At 71.6% G+C, this 21,669-nt stretch carries 22 protein-coding genes and 1 riboswitch; of the genes, 12 read left to right on the top strand and 10 right to left on the bottom strand.

The genetic code is table 11. From position 1 onward, the window contains the following. Positions 1-4 precede the first annotated feature (4 nt). From BX285_RS01625 to BX285_RS01585, 9 genes are all read left to right on the top strand, one after another. On the top strand, positions 5-757 hold the full coding sequence (locus BX285_RS01625; protein ID WP_097240018.1) for an SOS response-associated peptidase: 753 nt from the start codon (positions 5-7) through the stop codon (positions 755-757). A gap of 28 nt (positions 758-785) precedes the next feature. Continuing rightward, entirely contained in the window at positions 786-1,466 is a 681-nt protein-coding gene (locus BX285_RS01620) for an alpha/beta family hydrolase (protein ID WP_121174269.1), read from the top strand. A 109-nt stretch (positions 1,467-1,575) separates the two neighbouring features. Next, the gene (locus tag BX285_RS01615) at positions 1,576-2,481 is read left to right on the top strand and encodes a sigma-70 family RNA polymerase sigma factor (RefSeq protein ID WP_373560479.1); all 906 of its coding nucleotides are present in this window, start codon (positions 1,576-1,578) and stop codon (positions 2,479-2,481) included. Continuing rightward, complete coding sequence (rsrA, locus tag BX285_RS01610; RefSeq protein ID WP_121174268.1) at positions 2,478-2,918, top strand: mycothiol system anti-sigma-R factor; 441 nt, start codon at positions 2,478-2,480, stop codon at positions 2,916-2,918. Before BX285_RS01615 ends, rsrA begins: the two co-directional genes overlap by 4 nt. Before the next feature lie 310 nt (positions 2,919-3,228). Further along, a complete protein-coding gene (locus BX285_RS01605) occupies positions 3,229-4,662 on the top strand; it encodes an HD-GYP domain-containing protein (protein ID WP_259470404.1) in 1,434 nt (477 codons plus the stop codon). 161 nt (positions 4,663-4,823) lie between these two features. Then, entirely contained in the window at positions 4,824-6,155 is a 1,332-nt protein-coding gene (locus tag BX285_RS01600) for an HD-GYP domain-containing protein (RefSeq protein WP_097236316.1), read from the top strand. 300 nt (positions 6,156-6,455) lie between these two features. Continuing rightward, positions 6,456-7,448, top strand: coding sequence for a hypothetical protein (locus BX285_RS01595; RefSeq protein WP_097236315.1), 993 nt, complete (start codon positions 6,456-6,458; stop codon positions 7,446-7,448). 69 nt (positions 7,449-7,517) lie between these two features. Beyond that, positions 7,518-8,171 carry a peptide deformylase gene (def, locus tag BX285_RS01590; RefSeq protein ID WP_097236314.1) on the top strand — a complete coding sequence of 218 codons (654 nt, stop codon included), beginning with the start codon at positions 7,518-7,520 and terminating at the stop codon, positions 8,169-8,171. A gap of 155 nt (positions 8,172-8,326) precedes the next feature. Continuing rightward, on the top strand, positions 8,327-8,794 hold the full coding sequence (locus BX285_RS01585) for a flavodoxin family protein (RefSeq protein ID WP_121174267.1): 468 nt from the start codon (positions 8,327-8,329) through the stop codon (positions 8,792-8,794). A gap of 47 nt (positions 8,795-8,841) precedes the next feature. Here BX285_RS01585 and BX285_RS01580 read toward each other — a convergent pair whose 3' ends face one another. From BX285_RS01580 to BX285_RS37045, 5 genes are all read right to left on the bottom strand, one after another. After that, positions 8,842-9,903, bottom strand: coding sequence for a ferritin-like protein (locus BX285_RS01580; protein WP_183106975.1), 1,062 nt, complete (start codon positions 9,901-9,903; stop codon positions 8,842-8,844). A gap of 924 nt (positions 9,904-10,827) precedes the next feature. Further along, on the bottom strand, positions 10,828-11,415 hold the full coding sequence (locus BX285_RS01575) for a hypothetical protein (protein WP_121174265.1): 588 nt from the start codon (positions 11,413-11,415) through the stop codon (positions 10,828-10,830). A 29-nt stretch (positions 11,416-11,444) separates the two neighbouring features. Continuing rightward, a complete protein-coding gene (locus BX285_RS01570; protein WP_121174264.1) occupies positions 11,445-11,960 on the bottom strand; it encodes a DUF6879 family protein in 516 nt (171 codons plus the stop codon). A gap of 59 nt (positions 11,961-12,019) precedes the next feature. After that, on the bottom strand, positions 12,020-12,295 hold the full coding sequence (locus tag BX285_RS01565) for a hypothetical protein (RefSeq protein WP_121174263.1): 276 nt from the start codon (positions 12,293-12,295) through the stop codon (positions 12,020-12,022). Continuing rightward, on the bottom strand, positions 12,292-12,729 hold the full coding sequence (locus BX285_RS37045; RefSeq protein ID WP_183106974.1) for an ATP-binding protein: 438 nt from the start codon (positions 12,727-12,729) through the stop codon (positions 12,292-12,294). Before BX285_RS37045 ends, BX285_RS01565 begins: the two co-directional genes overlap by 4 nt. A 207-nt stretch (positions 12,730-12,936) precedes the next feature. Here BX285_RS37045 and BX285_RS01555 point away from each other — a divergent pair, with 207 nt between their 5' ends. From BX285_RS01555 to BX285_RS01545, 3 genes are read left to right on the top strand one after another with little or no spacing between them, the layout of a single operon-like run. Continuing rightward, a complete protein-coding gene (locus tag BX285_RS01555; protein WP_259470403.1) occupies positions 12,937-13,827 on the top strand; it encodes a helix-turn-helix transcriptional regulator in 891 nt (296 codons plus the stop codon). Beyond that, positions 13,824-14,018: a DUF397 domain-containing protein gene (locus tag BX285_RS01550; RefSeq protein ID WP_121174260.1), complete on the top strand. Its 195-nt coding sequence runs from the start codon at positions 13,824-13,826 to the stop codon at positions 14,016-14,018. Before BX285_RS01555 ends, BX285_RS01550 begins: the two co-directional genes overlap by 4 nt. 50 nt (positions 14,019-14,068) lie before the next feature. Further along, on the top strand, positions 14,069-14,455 hold the full coding sequence (locus BX285_RS01545) for a DUF397 domain-containing protein (protein WP_398899355.1): 387 nt from the start codon (positions 14,069-14,071) through the stop codon (positions 14,453-14,455). Between the two features lie 47 nt (positions 14,456-14,502). Here the strand turns inward: BX285_RS01545 and BX285_RS01540 are convergent, their stop codons facing one another. The 5 genes from BX285_RS01540 to BX285_RS01520 all read right to left on the bottom strand — a co-directional run bounded on the left by BX285_RS01540 (position 14,503) and on the right by BX285_RS01520 (position 21,664). Beyond that, the gene (locus tag BX285_RS01540; RefSeq protein ID WP_121174259.1) at positions 14,503-14,979 is read right to left on the bottom strand and encodes a hypothetical protein; all 477 of its coding nucleotides are present in this window, start codon (positions 14,977-14,979) and stop codon (positions 14,503-14,505) included. 82 nt (positions 14,980-15,061) lie between these two features. After that, the gene (locus BX285_RS01535; RefSeq protein WP_097236303.1) at positions 15,062-16,081 is read right to left on the bottom strand and encodes a ribonucleotide-diphosphate reductase subunit beta; all 1,020 of its coding nucleotides are present in this window, start codon (positions 16,079-16,081) and stop codon (positions 15,062-15,064) included. Further along, complete coding sequence (locus BX285_RS01530; RefSeq protein ID WP_097240015.1) at positions 16,081-18,486, bottom strand: ribonucleoside-diphosphate reductase subunit alpha; 2,406 nt, start codon at positions 18,484-18,486, stop codon at positions 16,081-16,083. The genes BX285_RS01535 and BX285_RS01530 overlap by 1 nt, the downstream gene beginning before the upstream one ends. Positions 18,487-18,678: 192 nt before the next feature. Beyond that, positions 18,679-18,843: riboswitch (cobalamin riboswitch) on the bottom strand. A 41-nt stretch (positions 18,844-18,884) separates the two neighbouring features. Further along, positions 18,885-20,567: a glycosyltransferase family 39 protein gene (locus tag BX285_RS01525; protein WP_121174258.1), complete on the bottom strand. Its 1,683-nt coding sequence runs from the start codon at positions 20,565-20,567 to the stop codon at positions 18,885-18,887. Then, positions 20,564-21,664: a glycoside hydrolase family 26 protein gene (locus BX285_RS01520; protein ID WP_147465095.1), complete on the bottom strand. Its 1,101-nt coding sequence runs from the start codon at positions 21,662-21,664 to the stop codon at positions 20,564-20,566. The genes BX285_RS01525 and BX285_RS01520 overlap by 4 nt, the downstream gene beginning before the upstream one ends. Between the last annotated feature and the right edge of the window lie 5 nt (positions 21,665-21,669).

Here is a 21,669-nt window from a genome sequence, read left to right as displayed (position 1 = left end):
CCGCATGTGCGGTCGGTTCGCAGCCAGCAGCAAGCCCGAGTCCATCGTCGAGCTGTTCGACGTCGAGCAGTGGGATCCCGAGGAGACCCTGGACCCGAACTGGAACGTCGCGCCGACCAACAGTGCCTTCGTGGTGCTGGAGCGGATGAGCAGGGAGCAGCCCCGGGCGGTGCGGCAGCTGCGGGTGCTGCGCTGGGGGCTGGTGCCGCAGTGGTCGAACTCCGCGGAGACGGCGGTGAAGATGATCAACGCCCGGTCGGACACGGTGCACGAGAAGCCCTCGTACCGGCAGGCCTTCGCCGCGCGCCGGTGCGTCCTGCCGGTGGACGGCTACTACGAGTGGCAGACGCTGCCGGGCGAGCGGGGCAAGGCGCGCAAGAAGCCGTTCTTCGTCTCCCGGGCGGACGGCGCCCCGCTGGCGCTGGCCGGGCTGTACGAGTTCTGGCGCAACCGGGCGGTGCCGGCCGGGCACCCGGAGGCGTGGCTGGTGACCTTCACGATCGTCACCACGGACGCGGAGGAGTCGCTGGCGCCGATCCACGAGCGGATGCCGCTGTTCCTCGACCCGCAGTCCTGGGACGAGTGGCTGGACCCGCGGCTGACCGACCCGGACGAACTGCGCCGGCTGCTGATACCGCCGCCGCCCGGCGCGCTGCTGGCCACCCCGGTGTCGCCGGCGGTCGGCAGCATCCGCAACAACGGCCCGGAGCTCAAGGAGCCGTGGGCCGAGGTCGAGTACGAGACCACCCTGTTCTGACGTGCCTCGCAGCATTGGAGTAGCGGAGATGACCACCGAACCCGTCGCCACCGGACCCGTCGCCACCGAACCCGTCGCCACCGAACTCGTGCCCACCGAGGCCGGGGAGGCCCGGATCACCCACCACCGGGCGGCGGCGCCGAAGGCCGTCCTGGCGCTGGGGCACGGCGCGGGCGGCGGGATCGAGGCCCGGGATCTGGTGGCGCTGGCCGCGCGGCTGCCGGCGCGTGGGATCAGCGTGGCGCTGGTCGAGCAGCCCTGGCGGGTGGCGGGGAAGAAGCTGGGCCCGGCGCCGAAGACGCTGGACCTCGGCTGGCGGCCGGTGGCCGAGCACCTGGCCGGGCAGGGGCTGCCGCTGGTGGTGGGCGGGCGCAGCGCCGGGGCGCGGGTGGCCTGCCGGACGGGGGCGCAGACCGGGGCGGTGGGGGTGGTGGCGCTGGCGTTCCCGCTGCATCCGCCGGGCAAGCCGGAGAAGAGCCGGGCGGAGGAGCTGCTGGGCTCGGGGCTGCCGACCCTGGTGGTGCAGAGTGCGCAGGACCCGTTCGGCGGGCCGGAGGAGTTCCCGGAGCTGCCGGCCGGGCACGAGCTGGTGGGGGTGCCGTACGGCAGTCACGGCTTCGCGGTGCCCAAGCGGGCGCCGGTGGGGCAGGACGAGGTGCTGGAGCTGATCTGCGCGGCGGTGGGGGACTGGGTGCTGCGGCTGGTGTGAGCGGCTGCTGTCCGCAGGGTCGTGCGCGGCAGTCGTGGGCGGGAATGCGGGCGGGGCCGGGGTGGTTGTCGTGTCCGTCAGCACGAGTCACCGGTGAGAGGCAGGGCAGATGGGTTCGATCGCGTGCCCCGAACGGCCTGAGGAGCGCGAGGCCACCACGGCGTTCGCCCCCTCCTGGCCGGAGTGGTTCGACGCGGGCGAGAAGCCCGTCAGCCCGATATCCTCCATTTCTGGGCGGCCCGCCGTGGGCCGTGCCCGTCATGCCGAGGAGGTGGGTACGGTCGTCGGGACCGAGCACGAGGCCGAGTCCGGCCGTGGCCCGGACGAGGTCCGGCCTGCGGGCGAGGCGCTCACCGGTGAGGAGCTGGCCGACGCGATCGGTGAGGACACCTACCGGGTGTCGTCGGAGGAGAGCGAGGAGGCCCGGCGGGAGCGCTTCGAGCGCGACGCCCTGGGCTACCTGGATCCGATGTACTCGGCCGCGCTGCGCATGACGCGCAACCCGGCCGACGCGGAGGACCTGCTCCAGGAGGCGTTCGCCAAGGCGTACGCGTCCTTCCACCAGTTCCGTGAGGGCACGAACCTCAAGGCCTGGCTGTACCGCATCCTCACCAACACGTTCATCAACTCGTACCGCAAGAAGCAGCGGGAGCCCCAGCGCACCGCGGCGGAGGAGATCGAGGACTGGCAGCTCGCCAGGGCCGAGTCGCACATGTCGACCGGCCTGCGCTCGGCCGAGACCCAGGCGCTCGACCACCTCCCCGACAGCGATGTGAAGGACGCGCTCCAGGCCATCCCGGAGGAATTCCGGATCGCCGTCTATCTCGCGGACGTAGAAGGCTTTGCGTACAAGGAGATCGCGGACATCATGGGTACTCCCATCGGTACGGTGATGTCCCGGCTGCACCGTGGCCGCCGTCAACTGCGCGGCATGCTGGAGGATTACGCCCGCGAGCGCGGGCTGGTCCCGGCCGGCAGCGGGGCAGGGCAGGAAGCGAAGGGCTCGGGCTCATGAGCTGCGGCGATCCGCACGACACCGAGTGTGGCGAGGTCCTCGACCACCTCTATGAATTCCTCGACAACGAGATGGCCGAGGGCGACTGCGCCAAGCTGCGCGTGCACTTCGAGGAGTGCTCGCCCTGCCTGAAGCAGTACGGGCTGGAGCAGGCGATCAAGGCGCTGATCAAGCGCTCCTGCGGGTGCGACGACACCCCGGCCGACCTGCGCAGCAAGGTGCTGGCCAGGATCGACTCGATCCGGTCCGGGCAGCGTTCGGGCGAGCAGGTGGTCGTCGCGGTGGAGCCCACCGTCGAGCTGCACGCCGAGTCCGCCCGGCCGGCGCCGCGGCCGGCGAAGGCCGAGGCGGCGCAGGAGCCCCAGCGGGAATCGGCCCAGCGGGAGTCGGCCCAGCGCCCCGGTGCGCCGGTGGAGGCCGGCGCCCCGGCGGAGTGAGCTGTCGGCCGGTCGCGTGTCGACCGGTCACTTGTGAGGAGCCAAGCGGCCCCGGGAGCGTGCGCCCCCGGGGCCGCTCCCGTTCTGCTCGCATGCGCCCTCACTCGTTCGGGTGAGTTGGCGGTGCGCCAACTGCGCCATTGGGCCATCATGCGTCCCCGCGCCCGGACGGCGGCCTATCCTCCTGACGGGCACTCACCGCCGGTCTCCCCGGCGTGCTGAGGCAACACGGGGTCCGGACGGCGGGGAGGTCGAGATCGCTACCGACAGTGGAGGCGCGACCCTGCCGCCGGGCGCGGCGCGCTACCTGGTGGCCGTTCCGGTGGCGGCGCTGTGCTGCCTGGTTCCGCTGCTGCCCGCGGCCATCGCCCCCGGGCTGCCGCGCTGGCTCGGCGCACCGGTGGACTGGCCCAAGGTCGGGCTGCTGGCCTTCCTGCACGGCTGCTGGGAGTCGCTGGCCCAGGGCCAGCCCACGCCCTGCCTGGTACTGGTGCGCCGACTGCTGCGCCGCCCGGCACTGCCCGAGCGGATGCCCGCCCGGTCCGGGGCGAACGCCTTCTTCCCGGTGCTGTTCGCCGGAGTGCTGATGCTCCCGCCGGCCGCCGCCGCCCTGGTCGCCGTCCCCGCCGCGGTGCTCGGCGGCCCGAACGGGCCCGGCTGCCGCCGGCGCCAGCTGTTCAACGGCGCCCAGCTCGCGCTGTGCGCCTTCGCCTCCTCGGCCGCCTTCCACCTGCTGCGCGGCCCGCAACTGCTGCTGGGCTCCCGCTTCCCGGCCGCACTGCTGCCCGGATTCGCCGCCGTCGCCGCGTTCTGCCTGGTCAACGGGGTGGTGGTGGGCGTCATGTTGATGCTCAGCGAGGATCGCCGCGCCGGGGTGCTGCTGCGCGGGGCCTGCGCGGTGTGCGGGCTGCCGGTGCTGGTGCACGCGGCCGGCGGGCTGATGGTCGCGGTGCTCTGGCAGGGCCCGTACGGCGCGTTCGCGGCGCTGCTGGCGCTGCTGCCGCTGTCCATCTCCGCCTGGGTGTTCGCCCAGGGGCAGCGCGAGCGGGACGCCCACCAGGCCACCGTCCAGTCCCTGGTGCAGGCAGTGGAGATCAAGGACGCGTACACCCGCGGGCACAGCGAACGGGTCGGCCGGGCCTCGGTACTGATCGCCACTCAGCTCGGCATGGAGGCCGACCGGCTGCGCACCCTGCGCTTCGCGGGCATCCTGCACGACGTCGGCAAGCTCGGCGTGGCCACCGAGCTGCTGCGCAGAAACGGTCCCCTCACCGAGGCGGAGCGCCGGGCCGTGGAGGTCCACCCGGTCTACGGGTACGAGCTGGTGCGCGGGATCGACTTCCTCGGCGACGCGCACGCCGGGATCCTGCACCACCACGAGCGGATGGACGGCCGCGGCTACCCGAGCGGGCTGGCCGGCGAGCAGATCCCCGAGTTCGCCCGGATCATCTCCGTCGCCGACGCCTTCGACTCGATGACCTCCACCCGCTCCTACCGGCGCGGGCGCCCCGTCGCCGAGGCCGTGGCCGAGCTGGAACGCTGCTCGGGCAGCCAGTTCGACCCGGCGATGGTCCGGGCCCTGATCGACGCGCTGGCCGTGCACGACTGGCAGCCGGTCGTGCACTCCGAGGACTGCATCCAGGCCGTGCCGGACATCCCGCTCGGGGTGCCCGAGCCGGCCCGGGCGGCGCCCGGCCGGGTGCCCGCCGGCGGCGGGAGCATCCCCACGGCCGGGCCGTCGTGACGGGGCACGGGCGCAGCAGGTCGGGCCGTACGCGGCGCGACGGTACGGGGGCGGGCCGTACGGGGCACGGGCGTACGGGGTCGGGCCGTACCGGGTGCGGGCGTGCCGGGCACGGCCGTGCCGAGTACGGGCGGGCGGCGTGCGGGCGCACCGCCCGGGCGGTGCACGTGGGGGCGGCCGCGCTGCTGGCGCTCGCGCTGGGCACGGCCGCGCTGCGCGGGGTCGCCGAGCCCAGGGTCGCGCTGGCGTTCACGGTGCTGATCGCGCTCGGCGAATGCGTCCGGATCACCCTTCCGGGCGATCGCGAGCAGGCGCCCATCGGCGCGGCCGGCGCGCTGGCGTACGCCCTGCTCGGGCCGCTGCGCGGAGTGCCGACCGCGCACGGCACGCTGCAGGTCGTGGCGGTGACCGGGGCGGGACTGCTGCTGGCCTGGCTGCCCGGGCTCGCCCTGCCGCACCACCCCGGCCGCCCGCACCGCCGGCCGCCCTGGGCCGACCCGGCCCGCCGGGACAGCGCCGCCCGCCGGCTGCTCGCCGTCGGCTTCGCCGCCGCCGTCTTCCAGCCGCTCTACAACGGCGGCCTGGTCGACCGGTTCTCGCCCGAAGGTCCGGCGTACGGGGCGTTCCTGACCGCCGTCGCCGCGCTGGCCGCGCTCTGCGACGCGACCCTGGCGGCGCTGCTGCGCTGCGACTGGGTCGGCCGGCCGGAGGCGGGGCTGCCGGGGCCTGCGGGCTCTCCCGGCGTGGAGGGCGGGCCGCGGTTCCCGGCGGCGCTGGAGGACGAGCTGCGCTCGCTGTTCGGCATCGGCTCGGCGATCGTCGCCACCGGCATGCTGGTCAGCCTCGCGGCCGGCGAGGTCGGGCTGTGGGCGCTGCCGCTGTTCTGCACCCCGCTGCTGCTCGCCCAGGTGTCGTTCCGGCGGGCCGCCGCCGTACGCGCCACCACCGGGCAGACCATCGCGAGCCTCGCTCGCGCCACCGAGGTGGCCGGCTACACCCCGCACGGGCACGCGCGCAGGGTCGCGGACACGGCGTGCGCGCTCGGGCGCGAGCTCGGCCTGGGCACCCGCGAGCTCGCCCTGCTGGAGTACGCCGCACTGATGCACGACGTCGGCCAGCTGTCCCTGGTCGAACCGGTGCCGGACGGCGCCACCGCGCTGCTGCCCTGCGCCGAGCAGCAGCGGATCGCCCGCCTCGGCAGCGAGGTGATCAGCCGCACCGGAGTGCCCCGGCAGGTCGCCGAGCAGGTCGCCCGGCTGGCCGACCCCTGCCCCGGTCCGGTCGCCGGCGAGGGCCCGGTGCCGCTCGCGGCCCGGATCATCCGGGTCGCCAACGCCCACGACGACCTGCTCACGGCCGCCCGCGGCCGGGGCGTCGGCGAGGCGGTGGGGCGGCTGCAGGCGCTGGAGGTGCTGCGGCTGGGGCGCGGGCGGGTCTACGACGCGCGGGTGGTGGACGCCCTGGCCAGGGTGGGCGGGCAGGCCCGGGGCTGACGGTCCCCGTGCGGCGCTCGTGCGCTGGCCGTGCGGTGCTCGTGGGGTGCTCGTGCGGTGCTCGTGCGGTGCCGGAGCGCGGCTGCGGCTCCGCCAGGGGTTGAGAGGCTGCCATCGGGCGGGCAGGCTGGGGAGGGCGGGCCCCAACCTCGGCGGTGGGGAGCGCGGGCGGGGGCGGGCGTGGTTGGATGCGGTCGTAGCGTGGAACACCGACCCGGGGCAGCGGGCCTCGTACCCCCGCCGAGGCGGTACGGGCACGGTGGCACGGGACTTGAGCGGACGACGACGGCAGGGACGAACGTGAGGATCTTCCACCGGGCACGGCACCGGCCGTCCGCCACCTGGCGGCAGACGACCGACCGGGCCTTCACGCTGATCGGCGACGGCCGCTACGAGGACGCCGGCGCGCTGCTGGTGATGGCCGCCGACCTGGAGCCGTGGCTCTCCGACTCCTGGTTCAACCTCGCCCTCCTGCACAAGTTCCGCCGCGACTGGGAACAGGCCCGCTCGGCCGGCCTGCGCGCCGTAGCCCTGCTCGACCGCGAGCACGGCGCCCCCGACTGGTGGAACCTCGGCATCACCGCCACCGCCCTGCAGGACTGGCCGCTCGCCCGCCGGGCCTGGCAGGCCTACGGGCTCAAGCTGCCCGGCGGCCCCGGCGGGCTGCCCGACGGCCCGGTCAGCCTCGACCTCGGCACCACCCCGGTACGGCTCTCCCCGGACGGCGAGTCCGAGGTCGTCTGGGGCAGACGGCTGGACCCGGCCCGGATCGAAGTGCTGTCCATCCCGCTGCCCTCCTCCGGCCGCCGCTGGGGCGAGGTCGTCCTGCACGACGGCGCCCCGCACGGCGAACGCGTCACCGACGGCGTCGCCTACCCCGTGTTCGACGAGATCGAGCTGTGGGCGCCGTCCCCGGTGCCGACGTACGTGGTGCTGCTGCAGGCCGCCACCGCCGGGGACCGGGACGCGCTGGAACGGCTCGTCGCCGACGCCGGGTACGCGGCCGAGGACTGGACCTCCTCGGTGCGGCTGCTCTGCCGCGCCTGCTCGGAGAGCCGGATGGCCTCCGACGACGGCATCGCCGCCCATCACGACCCGCACGACGACGGCGACGCCTCGCACCCCGGCCACCTCAGCCACCTCAGCCAGGGCGGCGCCGCCGGGATGTCCTGGCTGGTCGAGCGGGAGTGCGGGATCGCCGCCCCCGCCCACCTGGTGCGCACCCTGCTGGACCGCTGGGTCGCGGCAGCCCCCGCCACCCGGGCGTACCGGGACCTCGAAGAGGTCTGCTGAGCCCGCCGAGTGCCGCTGAGTACCCTGGTGAGGTACGCGGTAGACCTAGGGAAAGCGGAAGACGGAGACATGGCGGAGCAGGCCGAGCAGCACGACCACTCGCACGAGCACGAGCACGACGTGGAGGGGGCGGCGCCCGAGACCCCCGTGAAGGTGATCGGCGAGGAGCCCGACCTCACCAAGGGCACCGCCCGTCCGATCACCGTCGTCGGCAACCCCGTCCTGCACCGCGAGGTCAAGGACGTCACCGCCTTCGACGGCGAACTCTCCGCGCTGATCGACGACATGTTCCAGTCGATGTACGCCGCCGAGGGCGTGGGCCTCGCCGCCAACCAGATCGGCGTCGACCTCAAGGTCTTCGTCTACGACTGCCCGGACGACGAGGGCGTGCGCCACATCGGCCACGTGATCAACCCCAAGCTGGAGGAGTACCCGGCGGACCGCCGGCGGGTGCTGGACGACGGCAACGAGGGCTGCCTGTCCGTCCCCACCGCCTACGCCGAGCTGCCGCGCCCGGACTACGCCGCCGTGACCGGCGTCGACAAGGACGGCAAGGCGATCCGCGTCGAGGGCACCGGCTTCTTCGCCCGCTGCCTGCAGCACGAGACGGACCACCTGTACGGCACCCTCTACATCGACAAGCTGTCGAAGCGCGACCGCAAGGACGCGCTGAAGCAGATGGCCGAGGGCACGGCGAAGTACGCGACGGTGCCGAACGCCTGACGGCGGGGCGGTGGTCGGCCGCCGGTTGTCGTCGAAGGCCGGTGCGGAGTTGTCCGCGCCGGCCTTCGGGCTTTCCGGGGCCGGGGTGATGTCACGTTCTTCCGGGGTGTCCGGTCCATCTGTCGGGTGTGACCGCGAGCGGGAGGAGAACCGTCATGAGGGCCGTCATCGTCTGCGCCTCCGTGTCCCACGGCAACACGAGGAGGATCGCCGAGGCCATGGGCCGGGTGCTGTCGGCGCCGGTGGTCGAGCCGGAACGGCTCGATCCGGCGGGGCTCGCCGCGTACGACCTGGTGGGATTCGGCTCGGGGATCTTCTCGGGGCGGTTCCATCCGCTGTTGCGCGGGTTCGTCCGGTCGGTCCCCGAAGGGCAGTGCGGCAGGGCGTTCGTGTTCGCCACCAGCGGGCTGCCGGAGCTGCGGGTTCGACCGTTCAGCCGGCCGCTCGTGCGGGAGCTCGAACGGAAGGGGTTCGAGGTGGCCGACACCTTCGCGTGCCGGGGCTTCGACACCTGGCTCCCGTTCAGGCTCGTCGGCGGCATCAACAAGGCGCGGCCCGACGGCGGCGACCTGGCGGCGGCGGGTGCGTTCGCCGAGGGACTGCTGCGGACCGGCGGGCGGTGAGGACGGGGCCGGTGCGGGGAGCGCCCCGCACCGGCCCCCGGACCGGGCTAGGGGATGAAGAGCCACTCCGGGCCGTAGAAGGAGTTCGGGTCGGAGGGGAGCTTGATGGCGTTCAACCTCCGTGCGGTGACGGCCAGATCGCTCATGCTGCTGGTCGCGTCGAACAGCCGGTCCGGCTGGCCGCCCCAGGCGTCCTGGAGGGCCCTCAGCATGTCGCTGTAGGTGGTGTTGAAGTCGTGCAGCGCGGCGGCGGTGGACAGGTCGGGCGCGTTGGCGGGGTCGTTGGCCCAGCCGCCGGAGGGGACGCGGGGGACCGGCGCGGTGGGCGGGAGCGGGACGTCGGCGCCGGTGAACTCGAACCTGCCCGTCGCCGGGTTCTTCACCAGCTTCTTGCCGACGGCGATCTCCTTGAAGGAGTAGTAGTGGGCGAGTTCGCCCGGGGCGCCGAAGAAGGGGTTGTCCGGTGAGGTCGTGGTGCCCTCGCCCTGGGTCTGGATGATGTTGATCGCCTTCAGGACGTCGCCGATGGTGTTCATCGCCACGATGTCGTTGCCGGCGCCGTGGCCGATCGCCCCGAGGGGGAAGGTCACCTGGTTGTTCCCGGTCAGCAGGTGTGCGAAGTTCGGGAAGACGTTGGCGATGCGCTGGTAGAAGGCGCCGATCGTGTTGCCGTCGGCGGCGAAGGCCAGCGGGTTCTCGGGCTTCTCGATGGCGGCGAAGAGGGCGGCCGACTCGCGGGTCAGCCCGCTGAGGAACACCTCCAGCCCCGGGTTGACGCCACCGGGCAGCTCGCTCGGGTACTTGGGGACGGTGAGCGGGTCGATGAGCTGGACCGTGCCGCCGATGCTGGTGAGCATGTTGCAGACCAGGCCGAAGTGCGACATCTCGTCGAAGACGATCTCGCGGATGGTGTGGGCGACGGGCTCGTCCTTGTTCGGGTCGATGATCGACCAGAGGGCGGTGGCGTAGGGCGGGATGGTGGAGAGCTCCAGCATGATCGCCCGCTGGAGCGCGTCCTTGAGCTCCTGCTCGGTCCAGTCCTCCTCGGGGATGCTCATGAGCTGGACGATCGCGTCGCTCTCGTAGTCCAGGATTCCGGTCGTCGTCACGCTGGGCCCCTTTTCGTTCGGCTGTGCGCCGGACGGTAATCGGGGGCCGGCCGTGCGCATGCGTACCGGGCCGGTGCGGCCCGGGAGTTCAGCCGGACGGGCGGCGTGAGTGGGTGGCCACCCCGCCCGGCATCTGCGCCGGGCGGAGCGGGCGTCGGAGGTGGGGTGCCCTTACGAGCAGCCGCCGCCGCACTGGCAGGAGCCACCGTTCTGGCACCCGCAGGAGCAGCCGGGGCCGCACTGACAGCCCGAGGAGACCGTGCCCTCTGTTGACGTCGTCATCGCAACTTCCTTCCAGCGGGAGCGGATTGACCAGGAGGCGTCGCCGGATCGCGACTGAACCTGCCCGCTCCCGGAATCGGTACGCACACCTTCACGCGAAGGAGCTGTCTCTCCGTACCTGGCTTGACAGTTGGACCGTCTGCCGCGGTGGGCCGAAGCGCAGGAAGTCGACGGGGCCGACTTCCTGCGCATGTAGGTGGGCCCGTGATGTGGCCCGGACCAGGCGTGCTGCAGCCGAGGCCGAGCATCGTAGAAGGCGCTTATGACACGCCTGTGCGGTTGGCGAACTCTCGCACGCCGGCTACGGTCGTCGGCGCGTAGAGCAGATCGGCGGTCAGTCGGCCCGCCGCCATGATCCCCCCCCTGCACCAGCCCGTCGCCCGGTAGCCTGCCGAGCAGCGACCCGGACGCCGCAGCCCGTGTGTGCCCGGTCTGCGGGTCGAGTGCCACTTACTGGACGGCCGTTGGTGCTGCACCTCGTGCGGCTCCACCTGGGCCTGAGAGAGCGAGGAGGCCGGCAGCATGCCGATCTGCGCGGAGTGCCGCACTGCTGAGGCGGCTATCGAAGACCTGGACGTGCACCCGCCCCGACCGTGGTGCGGGGTTGCGCGAGCGCGCTGGTCAGGGCGGGTGATCCGGTGCTCAACTACCGTGCGCTGACCGGGGAGGCTGCCGACTACTCGCGCGTTCTGGCCCAGCGGAGCACCGCTGTTCTCCCGTTCGGGTGACCGGCCCGGCGGGCGGTGGGATGCGGGCCAGGAGCTCCTGGGCCACCTGGGTCAGGTCTGCGGTGATCCTGTGCGGGGAGCCGCTGTGCTCCGCGGGGCCCAGCATGGCGTCGATGAGGGGGCTCAGTTCCTCGCAGCGGCCGTAGGGCTCGGCGACCTCGTAGAGGATGAGTGAGGCGCCTTCGAAGGGGTCGAGCCAGCCGCCGACGATCTCGGTGGCCCACCAGCGGGCGAGTGCGAGTCGTCCCTCCCAGTAGTCCTCGGGCGGGTGGAAGCCGAAGCCGAGTTCTTCCATCACTCGGTCGAACAGCTCCGGGGCCTGCTCGTGTTCGAGGCTGCTCAGTGCGGCGAGGTGCAGCAGTGAGGGTGAGTAGCCGCCGGCGGTCAGGGCGCGGAGCGCCGCTTCGATCAGGAGCTCCGGGGCGGTGCGCCGGCCGTCGACCCAGCTGTGGGCGATCTCCCGGAGTTCCCGTACGGCCTCGGGTGCTGGGTTCGTCTCCATGGCCGCATGCTGCCACGCGTCGCGGGGAGTCAGAAACGGATTCGGTGGCGTTGCTGCCAGTCGGTGAACGGCTCGGCGTGGTGCAGGGCGGTGTCCCGGTGGTGGATCCAGGTGTGGGGTTCGGGCTGTTGTTCGGCGCAGAGGAAGCTTCCGGTGGTGCCGTAGGCGAGTGAGACGGCGGTCGACTCGTCGAACAGCCAGAAGTCCGGGACGTCTTCGAGGGGGTTGGGCTTCTCGGTGATGTCGAGGATGAAGAACTCTTCGCCGGCGGTGGTGTTGGTCCGGTACCCCCAGCTCAGCTCGTAGTGGAGGTACGGGGTGAGGGGGCGGGTCAGGATGTGGACCCGGTAGACGCGGTGGCCGGCGGCGGTGTGCCGCTGGACCTTTGCTCGCCAGGCGGCGTTGTGGTGGGAGGGTTTGGGCTCCCCGGCGAGGAATGCCTGGTAGGCGTCGGAGGTGCCGTAGTCGGCCAGCGTCGCCAGGCGGAAGGCCTCGTGTTGGAAGCCGTCGAAGAGGGCGCCGAAGGTGTCACGGGAGATGGTCACGGGGGTCCTCGGCTGACCGGCCCCTGCCCGGCGTAAACGACGGGCAGGGGCGGGGGAGTTCAGGCGTGGGGGCGGGTGGTGATGGTGATCGGGTGGGCGGTCCAGTCGGTCATCCCGCCGACGTAGAGGGTGAAGCTCCAGTCGTCGCCCCGGGAGAGGCAGCGGGCGACGCCCTCACCGCCGCCCGGGCCGATGCAGATCCGGATGAAGTCCCGGTGGGCCTCGCGGATCGGGAGGTCGCGGACGCGCTCCCAGAGGACGGGCAGGGCGTGGTCGAGGCTCGCGAAGAGGGTCGGTTCCATGATGCCGGTGATCCCGGCCCGGACGATGCTCACGCGGCGACCCCCTCGGGGGAGACGTGGCACCAGACCAGCTTGCCGACGCCACCGGTGCGCGGGTCGCAGCCCCAGCTGTGGGCCAACTCGTGGACGAGGAGCAGGCCTCGGCCGGTCTCGGCGGAGGCGGGGGAGTCGCGGAGGGTGGGCTTCTCGCTGTCGGCGTCGTGGACCTCGATGCGGAGGGTGTCGTCCGGGGAGAGCTGGAAGCGGACGAAGATCAGGCGGTCGCGCGGCGTCCGGGCGTGCTGCAGCGCGTTGGTGACCAGCTCGCTGACCAGCAACTCGGCGGTGGGGAGCAGGAGTTCGGCGCAGGGGTGGGGGCGGAGGAAGGAGCGGAGCTCCCGGCGGGCGGCACGGGGGGACTTGTCGTGCCGGGGCAGCCAGCAGGAGTGATCGGCAGGGCTGGGGGAGGGGGAGACGGTTTCAGGCATGGCGGGGCCACCTCTGGAGTGTGCGGGTGACAGCGGCTGAAGAAGGCATGGGAATGCCCGGGTGATGAGCCCGCCATGATCACTCTGTGTTGCATCGCGGACTACGCCAAGTAGCATGCTCCGGAAATGAGTCCAGGCGCAACTTGCCCAATGGAAATTTTCCAAGATCATTTTTTGAGGCGTATGATCTGGGGCTAAAACGGCGTGATGGAGCATCAGATGAGCCAAGCGCGACCTACAGTGCGCCGCAGGCGGTTGGCGGCCGCTCTGGTCAGACTGCGAGAGGAAGCCGGCAAGTCTCCGGAAGGAGCGGCAGAGCGTATCGGCTGTCATCGTTCGAAGATCAGCCGGATAGAGAATGCCAGGCTGGGCATCTCGCTCGGCGAACTGCGGGATCTGCTGACGTTCTACGGCGTGGAAGACCAAGGCCGTGTTGATGAGTTGGTTGCACTTGCCCGTCGTGGCCGTGAGCCTGGATGGGTGCAACGGGCAAGCTTGGCTCGGCCGTCCTACTCGGACTTCATTGACTACGAGGAGACGGCTGACTACATCAAGTCGTTCGAGAACATGCTGATCTCGGGCCTGTTGCAGACTCCCGACTACGCTCGCGCAGTCATGCAGGCCAAGCCTTCCGGGCTGACTGCCGAACAGGTGGATGCCTTGGTGACCGCTCGAATGGAGCGGCAGGAGGTACTCAACCGGCCGAACCCGCCGCGCTTGTGCGTGATCGAAGGCGAATCGGCGTTGCGCGTCCAAGTCGGTGGAGCGAAGGTGATGGCTGGGCAGCTCGACAAGCTGGTCGCAATGGCTGAGCATCCCTATGTGGAGCTCCAGGTCTTGCCGGACCGCGCTGGCGCACATGCTGGCCTGATGGGGTCGTTCGTGATGTTCAGCTTCCCGTCACCGGACTACTCCGACGTTGTCTGTGTGGAACACCGGACCGGGACGCTCTACATGGAGACGGCAGCCGAGATCGACGAGTACACCTTGATCTTCGACTCTCTCCGCTCGATTGCCTTGAGTCCGGCTGACAGTCTCGACATGATCGCTCGGGTACGGCGGGAGTTCTGCTCCGGGCAAGGGATGGGTGAGTCATGACCGAAAACACCGAGTGGCACAAGAGCACATACAGCGGGCAGGGCGGGAACTGCGTCGAGACCCAAGCCAGGTTGGCGGCAGTGGCCGTCCGCGATTCGAAGGACCCGAGTGGGCCAGCGCTGTCGTTCACCGTGGATGCCTGGGCTGATTTTCTCCGTGCTGTGAGAGCTGGCCAGTTTCAGGGCGGGTAGGTATCTCTCGACTGGTCGCGTTGGTGCGGCAGGAGCTGCACCACTGAGCCGTGGAGAAGTGGCACATGCGCGCAGCGGATCTGGGAAACGTCCTCTGGCAGAAGAGTAGTTACAGCGGCCAAGGCGGTGATTGCGTGGAGGTAGCTGGCCTCGTGTCGGTGCCCGCCTTTGGGAACTGGCGCAAGTCCTTTCACTCGGGCGCACAGAGCAACTGCGTCGAGGTGGCCGACCCCTTGCCAATACCTGCCGCTGGGCTCAACTGGCGCACATCGTCGTTCTCAGGCGCGCAGAGCGAGTGTGTTGAGGTGGCCGGGGGCGTGACGGATGTAGTACCGGTCCGCGACTCGAAGGACCCGGAGGGGCCGGCGTTGCTCTTCCCGGTTGAGGCTTGGTCGTCTTTCCTCGCTGGGGTCAAGGGCGGGGAGTTTTCGGCCTGACAGTGGTGCCCCGCGCGGGCTGTGGCCGTGCGGGGCACCACTATTGCTCAGCTGAAGTTGTCGACCCAGAAGAACACGGTCCGCAGGACGATGCCCGGGGCGCCGGCGCCGAAGGCCAGGACCATGGCTTGGCCGATCGCCACATCCGTCGGGTCGATGGCCTGGGTCCACTTGACCTGCGCGTCCATACCGGGGATTCCCCTGCCCGGGCCGTACGACCTGAGCGTGCCGCTTGCGTTGGCGATGAGCACACCGTTGCGCCGCAACTCTGCCCGGCGGAGGCTGGTGGGCCGCAGCTCGTAGCTGCGATCACCGACAACGGCCGTCCGGGTGCGGTTGCGAGACCGGCTCACCGGGATGTTCTGGCCGTTGATGTTCATGGCGCCGTGGTCGCGGTTGGGCACCACCGTCACAGTGGGCATTCCTGCCCCCTGCACATGTGCCACGACGGACGGCCAGCGGTCATGGCTGACCTGTATCGGCCCGAAGGGGCCTTCGATCACACGCTGTTGGAGCTTGGACATGCCTGGGCTACTCCTGAACACCGGGTATCAAACAGCGGAGCTGCCGTGACGGCAGCTCCGCTGTTTGCTGAACGATATGGACTTAGAAGTCGTCGTCGAAGGCGACGGACCCCTCGACCGCGACCTGGTACGCCGACACCCGGCGCTCGAAGAAGTTGGTCAGCTCCTGCACGTTCTGCAGCTCCATGAAGCCGAACGGGTTCGCCGAGCCGTACCGGATCGGCAGACCCAGACGCGCCAGGCGCTGGTCCGCCACCGCCTGCAGGTACTCCCGCATCGACGCCGTGTTCATGCCGGGCAGGCCCTCACCGCACAGGTCCTGGGCGAACTGGAGCTCGGCCTCGACGGCCTCCTCCAGCATCTCCGTGACCTGCTTGCCCATCTCCTCGTCGAAGAGGTCGGGCTCCTCCTCGCGCACCGTGTCCACCACGGAGAACGCGAAGTCCATGTGCATGGACTCGTCGCGGAACACCCAGTTGGTGCCCGTCGCCAGCCCGTGCAGCAGACCACGCGACCGGAACCAGTACACGTACGCGAACGCGCCGTAGAAGAACAGCCCCTCCACACACGCCGCGAAGCAGATCAGGTTGAGCAGGAACGCCCGCCTGTCCTCCTTCGTCTGCAGCGAGTCGATGTGGTCGACCGCGTTCATGTACTTGAAGCAGAACTTGGCCTTCTGCGCGATCGACGGAATGTTCTCGACCGCCGCGAAGGCCGCCGCGCGGTCCTCCGGGTCGGGCAGGTACGTGTCGAGCAGCGTCAGGTAGAACTGCACATGCACGGCCTCCTCGAACAGCTGGCGCGACAGGTACAGCCGCGCCTCCGGGGAGTTGATGTGCTTGTAGAGGCTCAGCACCACGTTGTTCGCGACGATCGAGTCACCGGTCGCGAAGAACGCGACCAGCCGGCCGATCATGTGCCGCTCGCCCTCGCTCAGCTTCGCCAGGTCGGCGACGTCCGAGTGCAGGTCCACCTCTTCCACGGTCCAGGTGTTCTTGATGGCGTCCCGGTACCGGTCGTAGAACGACGGGTAGCGCATCGGGCGCAGGGTCAGCTCGAAGCCGGGGTCGAGCAGCATCTTGCGGTCTTCGGACTGAGACATTACTGGCAGGCCTCGCAGGACTCGGGGTTCTCCAGGGAGCAGGCGAGGGCGGCTTCCTGCTCCGGGGTGAGGGTCGGGGTGTTGACCGGCACGGGCGCGGCGGCGCGGGCGGCGCCGGGGGCGGCCTGGGCGATGCGGGTGGCCGGGCGCGAACGCAGGTAGTAGGTGGTCTTGAGACCGACCTTCCACGCGTAGGCGTACATCGAGCTGAGCTTGCCGATGGTCGGCGCCGCCATGAACAGGTTCAGCGACTGGCTCTGGTCGAGGTACGGCATGCGGGCCGCGGCCAGGTCGATCAGGGCGCGCTGCGGCAGCTCCCACGCCGTGCGGTACAGCGAACGGACCTCGGCGGGCAGCCAACCCAGGTCCTGCACCGAGCCGTTGGCGTCGCGCAGCGAGTCGCGGGTCTGCTGGTCCCAGACGCCGAGCTCCTTGAGTTCGCGCACCAGGTACGGGTTGACCTGCAGGAACTCGCCGCTCAGCGTCTCGCGCTTGAACAGGTTGGACACCTGCGGCTCGATGCACTCGTACACGCCGGCGATGGAGGCGATGGTCGCGGTCGGGGCGATCGCGAGCAGCAGCGAGTTGCGCAGGCCGGTCTCGGCGATGCGGGCGCGCAGCGCCGTCCAGCGGTCGGCCCACTGCGGGGCGGCCGTCGGGAAGTGGTCGATGTGCAGTTCGCCGCGGGCGGCGCGGGTCTCGCCGTACGCCTCGTGGCGGCCCAGCTGCTCGGCGAGGTCCGCGGAGCGCTCGTAGGCGGTGAGCATGATGCGCTCGGCGATCAGCGTGGAGAGCTGCTTGGCCTCGGCCGAGTCGAAGTCGATCCGCAGCTTGAAGAAGACGTCCTGCAGGCCCATCACGCCGAGGCCGACCGGGCGCCAGCGGGAGTTGGAGGTGCCGGCCTCGGTCGTCGGGTAGAAGTTGATGTCCACCACGCGGTCGAGGAAGGTGACGGCGGTGCGGACGGTGGCGTCCAGGCGCTCCCAGTCCATGGCGTTGATCAGGTCGTCGGCGCGGGCATCAAGAGCCACGTGCGCACCGAGGTTGACCGACCCCAGGTTGCAGACGGCGGTCTCGGAGTCGTCCGTGACCTCCAGGATCTCGGTGCACAGGTTGGAGGAGTGCACCGTGCGGCCGGGCAGAGCGGTCTGGTTGGCGGCGCGGTTGGAGGCGTCCTTGAAGGTCATCCAGCCGTTGCCGGTCTGCGCCAGGGTGCGCATCATGCGGGCGTACAGGGTCTGCGCGGGGATGGTGCGCACGGCCTTGCCGGCCAGCTCGGCCTTGCGGTAGGCCTCGTCGAACTCGGCGCCCCACAGGTCGACGAGCTCGGGCACGTCGGCCGGGGAGAACAGCGACCAGTCCTCGTTGGCGTTGACCCGGCGCATGAACTCGTCCGGGATCCAGTGCGCCAGGTTGAGGTTGTGGGTGCGGCGGGCCTCTTCGCCGGTGTTGTCGCGGAGCTCCAGGAACTCCTCGATGTCGGCGTGCCAGGTCTCCAGGTAGACGCAGGCCGCGCCCTTGCGCCGGCCGCCCTGGTTGACGGCGGCGACGGAGGAGTCGAGGGTGCGCAGGAACGGCACGATGCCGTTGGACTTGCCGTTGGTGCCGCGGATCAGGCTGCCGCGCGAGCGGATGCGCGAGTAGGACAGGCCGATGCCGCCGGCGTGCTTGGACAGGCGGGCGATCTGCGCGTAGCGGTTGTAGATCGAGTCCAGGTTGTCCAGCGGGGAGTCGAGCAGGTAGCAGCTCGACATCTGCGGGTGCCGGGTGCCGGAGTTGAAGAGCGTCGGCGAGGAGGTCAGGTACTCCAGGCGGCTCATCAGGCCGTACAGCTCGGCCACCTCGCGCACCGACTGCTCGTTGTCGCCGACCGCCAGGCCACAGGCGACGCGGAGCAGGAAGTGCTGCGGGGTCTCGATCACCTTGCGGGTGATCGGGTGGCGCAGCAGGTAGCGGGACTGCACGGTGCGCAGGCCGAAGTACTCGAAGCGGTCGTCGCCGGCGGTGTCGATCAGCGCGTCCAGGGCGGCGGCGTGCTTGGCGACGAACTCCGCGGTGGTGTCGCCGATCAGGCCCTCGGTGTGGCCGACGGCGATCGAGGCGGAGAAGGACGTGGAGCCCTGGCTGTTCGCCTCGTCGACGATCTCCAGGGCGAGCAGGCGGGCGGCCAGCTTCGAGTACTGGGGGTCCTCGGCGATCATCGACGCGGCGGCGTCCACGGCCAGCCCGCGCAGCTCGGCGAAGTCCGAGCCGGCGTGGCGGCCGCGCAGCGCGGCAGCGGCGACGTGGCCGGGGTCGACCTCGGGGAGGTCGGCACTGCGGTCGGTGAGAAGCCGCAGCAGGGCGCCGCCGGGGTCGGTGACCGTCGGGTCGGTGAAGGCGGTACCGGAGCCCTGGGCGGGCAGGGTGGCTGAGGCAGCGGTGGTCAAGGCGCTCTCTCCTGGCGGCGATCGGCGGCGGTGATCGGGGCCACCGGGCCGATCGGGGCAGGGGAGCACGGCACGAACGCAAGGCGGCGTCGCGCGACGGTGTCTCCCCGGCCCGCCCGCGAGGCCCGGAGGGGTACTGCTGGTGCTGGCGCGGCCTCTTGCGGGAGGGCCGTGGCGCACGCTGGCGGCAGGTACTCGGACTCGCGGGCACGGCTGCTGGAACCGCCCGCTCACCGCTGCGGGGCAGTCCCGGATTCGCACCGGGTTCCCCTGCATCGACAGCAGGAGTGAGCATACATGTAGTGCCACCGGACTGCGGCGGCACCATATGTTGTGCCTGTCGTGTCGGCTGTGCGGGCGGGCCCGGTGGCCCGTCAGTGCTTGAGATAGACCTTGTACGTGCTCGAATCGCCGGTCGGCGAGGTGAACTGGGCGACCAGCCGGTAGTGCCCGCTGCCCGCCAGGGCGTCGCTCAGGGCCCGGTCGGTGGCCCGCGGCGCGGTGCTGTCGAGGACGACCATGGTGAACCACCCGTCCCGGATCGCGGCGGTGCTGCCGTCGTCGCCGTGGTGCTGCACGCCGGCGCCGTCGCGGTAGTCCGTCCCGGCGCGGGCCGAGACCCACTGCTCGGGCTTGCTGACCGCGCCGAGGTAGTACTCGGCGAGTCCGTCGACCTCGGTGAGGTAGTGGGCCTGCGGCGCCGTGTGGACCCGCAGGACGGCCAGCAGGCGGCCGGAGTCGGGACCGTTCTGGTAGCGCAGGGCGGACTGCTCCAGGCCGAGGGCGAGCAGCGCGACCCAGACCAGGATGCCGAGCTGGGGGTGGCGGAAGTGGGCGCCGACCAGCCGGGTCAGGCCGACCCCGGCCAGCGGGGCGGCGAGCAGCATGCCGTAGCCGAGGTGGCGGAACAGCGCGCCCGAGGTGCCGGTCCACAGGTGGGCGGCCGGGACGAGCAGGGCGGTGGCGGTGAGCACGGTGCCGAGCAGGGCGCGCCGGCCCCGGGAGGTGGGCGCGGCGTCCTTCTCGGAAGCGTCGTGCTCGTTCATCTGCTCCTTGCGGGCGTAGGCGATGGTGCCGGCGACCGCGAGGACGGTGAACAGGCCGCTCCACTGGAGGGTGGAGAGCAGGATGGACCCGGCCGAGCCGGGGGCGTTGCCGTGCGAGGGCGACCAGCCGGCGACCCGGCCGAGCGTGCCGTACGGCAGCAGCAGGACGAGGGTGGCGGCGGCGAGCGGCAGTGCGCGCAGGGCGGCCCGGCCGAGCCGGCCGCCCGGCCGGGCGGTGGCCACGGCGAGGGCGACCACCGCGGGGACGGCGAAGGCGGCGGAGTAGGCGACGGCGCAGGCCAGCGCGAGGGGCGGGGCGGCGGTCAGGACCAGGGCCGGATGGCGCCGGGAGGTGAACACCACGGCCCAGGCGGCGAGGGCGACCAGCAGGACGGCCGCGGACTCGGGGGCGGCGTAGAAGCCGACCACGACGGTGGACTGCAGCACGGCGTAGACGGCTATCGCGCAGATCGCGACCCGCTCGTTGAACAGCCGGCGGGTCAGCGAGTAGAGCAGCACCGTGGTGATCAGGGCGAAGCCGAGGCTGAGCAGCCGGGTGCCCCAGATGCCGTTGGCGTCGGCGGCGGCACCGGCCAGCGGCGGGTAGAGCCAGGGCGAGCCGTTGATCCGGTCGACCAGGTCGGTAGTGACCGGGGTGCCGTGCAGCAGGTGGGCGAGCTGCTGGCGGCCGGCGACCATGGCGGCGGCCTCGTCGGGGTGCGCGGCGGCGAGCAGGCGCAGCGAGAGCGCGGCCTGGACGGCCAGGACGGCGCCGAGCAGGCCGCGGGCGATCCAGCGGCGGCGGGGGCTGGTGCCCGGGTCCCAGCCGATCGCGGGGACCGGGGGGATGGTGTACGGGGCCAGCTCGACGCCGTCGGGGTTGTCGACGGCGACGGCGGTGTCGGTGTCCGCAGCCGTGGCCGCTTCTTCGTCGGCGGGGTGCTGCGGGCCGACGGGGTGCTGCGGGCCGGCGGGGTGCTTCGGGCTGGGGGAGAGGTCGCTGTTCATCATGGGTTCCGGAGGTCGAAGCCGTAACGGGGGGCGGCCACCCGCTTCTTGAAGGCGGCGAGGGTGTCCGGAACGGTCTCGACCCGCCAGTCCGCCCGCTTGATCATGTTGAACCAGATGAAGCCGACGATGTCGTCGTGCGCCTCCATCCCGGAGAACAGCTGGTCGACGAAGGCCTGTTGGTGCCTGCCCTGCTCGGCGGCGGTCTCGCTGATGAAGAACGGCTTCTGGGAGAAGGTGCGGATCTCGGCCATGGTCGGGCCGTACAGGGCCTCGAAGGTCTTGGGGCCGTCGTTGGTGAAGTAGCCGGTCATGCCGGCCCAGTCGACGTAGGTGTCGCCGGGGTAGTACGGCGCCAGGCGGGTGTTGGGCGCGGGGACGGTGATGTTGGGGCTCCAGACCCAGATCACGTTGGTGGCGCCGGCCTGGTCGAAGAGGTCGTGGACGTGGCGCCAGGCGGCGACGAAGTCCTCGGGGCTGGCGGCTTGGCGCCCCCAGGGGTACCAGTCGCCGTTCATCTCGTGCGCGATGCTGATGGCGATCGGCAGGTTGAGCTTGGCGACGGCCTTGGCGACGCCGCGCACGTAGTCGTCGGTGTCGCCGGCCGCGATCGCGGCGAGCGAGGGCTCGTGCGGCTCCCAGGCCATGAAGGGCAGGGCGCCGGCGTCGTGGATCCGGCGCACGCCGGCGGTGTCGAAGCCGCCCTTCCAGTGGGCGTAGAACTCCAGGACGTTGGGCTGCTTGCCGATCGTGCTGCCGTAGACGGGCAGCGCGTCCATGGTGGCGGGGACGCCGGGCAGGGCGGCGCCGAGGTACTTGTTCGTCGGCTTGAGCAGCGGGGTGACGTCGTACGGGACGCCGGCGGGCAGGGCCTTGGGCTTGGCGGCGGCCTGGGTCGGCACCGCGGTGGCGGTGCTCGCAGAAGGGGCCGTGCCCGGGGTCGCGGGCGCGCCGGCCGGGGCCGGCGCGGCGAGGTCCTGCTGCATCGCGAAGCCCGGGTCCTCCGGGCCGCAGCCGGTGAGCAGGAGCAGTCCGGCGGTCAGCAGCGGGAGCGCCAGCCGGCGACGGAGCCGGCCGGCCCGTCGGGGGTGGGCGGTCATGGCGA

Origin of the sequence: Streptomyces sp. 1114.5 (genome assembly GCF_003635085.1) — a bacterium.
Taxonomy (GTDB): domain Bacteria; phylum Actinomycetota; class Actinomycetes; order Streptomycetales; family Streptomycetaceae; genus Kitasatospora.
This window is presented reverse-complemented; position numbering and strand designations above follow the sequence as displayed.

Coding starts and splice junctions, on each gene's coding strand:
- BX285_RS01620 (WP_121174269.1), top strand. CDS start 786: ATGACCACCGAACCCGTCGCCACCGGACCCGTCGCCACCGAACCCGTC.
- BX285_RS01575 (WP_121174265.1), bottom strand. CDS start 11,415: ATGGAGACGAACCCAGCACCCGAGGCCGTACGGGAACTCCGGGAGATC.
- BX285_RS01550 (WP_121174260.1), top strand. CDS start 13,824: ATGACCGAAAACACCGAGTGGCACAAGAGCACATACAGCGGGCAGGGC.
- BX285_RS01525 (WP_121174258.1), bottom strand. CDS start 20,567: ATGATGAACAGCGACCTCTCCCCCAGCCCGAAGCACCCCGCCGGCCCG.
- BX285_RS01555 (WP_259470403.1), top strand. CDS start 12,937: ATGGAGCATCAGATGAGCCAAGCGCGACCTACAGTGCGCCGCAGGCGG.
- BX285_RS01520 (WP_147465095.1), bottom strand. CDS start 21,664: ATGACCGCCCACCCCCGACGGGCCGGCCGGCTCCGTCGCCGGCTGGCG.
- BX285_RS01535 (WP_097236303.1), bottom strand. CDS start 16,081: ATGTCTCAGTCCGAAGACCGCAAGATGCTGCTCGACCCCGGCTTCGAG.
- BX285_RS01585 (WP_121174267.1), top strand. CDS start 8,327: ATGAGGGCCGTCATCGTCTGCGCCTCCGTGTCCCACGGCAACACGAGG.
- BX285_RS01615 (WP_373560479.1), top strand. CDS start 1,576: ATGGGTTCGATCGCGTGCCCCGAACGGCCTGAGGAGCGCGAGGCCACC.
- BX285_RS37045 (WP_183106974.1), bottom strand. CDS start 12,729: ATGCCTGAAACCGTCTCCCCCTCCCCCAGCCCTGCCGATCACTCCTGC.
- BX285_RS01540 (WP_121174259.1), bottom strand. CDS start 14,979: ATGTCCAAGCTCCAACAGCGTGTGATCGAAGGCCCCTTCGGGCCGATA.
- BX285_RS01625 (WP_097240018.1), top strand. CDS start 5: ATGTGCGGTCGGTTCGCAGCCAGCAGCAAGCCCGAGTCCATCGTCGAG.
- def (WP_097236314.1), top strand. CDS start 7,518: ATGGCGGAGCAGGCCGAGCAGCACGACCACTCGCACGAGCACGAGCAC.
- rsrA (WP_121174268.1), top strand. CDS start 2,478: ATGAGCTGCGGCGATCCGCACGACACCGAGTGTGGCGAGGTCCTCGAC.